The sequence below is a fragment of the Blautia sp. HCN-20427 genome (assembly GCF_037890365.1).
GTDB lineage: Bacteria > Bacillota > Clostridia > Lachnospirales > Lachnospiraceae > Blautia.
On record NZ_JBBKBX010000067.1, the window covers coordinates 1 to 1,121 of the forward strand.

1 protein-coding gene is annotated in these 1,121 nt (G+C 39.9%); it reads right to left on the reverse strand.

What is annotated here, in order from left to right; translation table 11 throughout:
• Nucleotides 1-55 precede the first annotated feature (55 nt).
• The coding region (locus WKT17_RS16220; protein ID WP_340273709.1) for a VirD4-like conjugal transfer protein, CD1115 family at nt 56-1,121 on the reverse strand (1,066 nt) is incomplete at its 5' end.

Genomic DNA, 1,121 nt, shown 5'->3' on the forward strand with positions numbered 1-1,121 from the left:
TTCCAATTTGTCTTTATAAAAACATATCACATTTCTAGCCCAAAAGATACTCTTTTTAGTTTACTTCTTCCTCTATCACTGCTTTCACATCCTCTTCTGTTACATTTACTTCATACACTTCAAATTCTGTATCCTGCGAAAAAACCAGCTTATGCTCCAGGTATTTTTCCACATCAAACGCATTCCTTTTATTCGCATCCGACAATTCCTTATATCTCTTATGCTTTGTGATATCATATTTGTTACTGAGAAATGGCCGTACACCTCGAAGCTGTAAGATACATTTATTTCCATCCATTACAGCTAGTTCATCCCGGCTCATCAATTCTTTCCCTGTCTTCTGATAATTCAAACCATAGGACTGGCTTGTCCCTCTAGTATCAGATGTATTGTAAAGATCAATGGTCTCTTTTCCCAACGTTTCCGAGATTTCCTTTAACGTGGAGCTTTCTTTTCCTCCAAGAAATAATACAGTATCACAATTCCCCGTGATGGTTTCCGCAGCATCCTTATAAATGGTTTTTAACTGGCTTTGCGACTGTAAAATAATAGAAGCGGAGATCTCACGGCTTCGGATCGTTGCGATCAGTTTATCAAATTTGGGAATCTGGCCGATATTACTGAACTCATCCAGCAGTAATCGTACATGGTACGGAAGTCTTCCACCATGCTCATCATCTGCTTTATCACAGAGCAGATTAAAAAGCTGTGTGTACATGATCGCCACCACAAAATTGAAAGTATCATCGGTATCACTGATAATGACAAACATTGCTGTCTTCTGATCCCCGATCATATCCAGCTCCATCTCATCATAGGACATGATTTCCCGAAGTTCCTGAATATCAAATGGAGCAAGTCTGGCGCCACAGGAAATAAGGATCGACTTCGCTGTTTTTCCGGCAGCCAGCTTATATTTTCGATATTGTCTGACTGCAAAGTGTTCCAGATTCTCTGCCTCCAATTCTTCAAATAATTCATCTACCGCATTCTTAAATTCTTCATCGTCTTCTCTCGTTTCACTGGCGTTGATAAATTCCAAAAGCGTAGAAAAATTTTGTTCTTCTTCCGGTGCTTCATACCAGATATAACCGATCAGGGCAGAGTACAGAAGGCGTTCC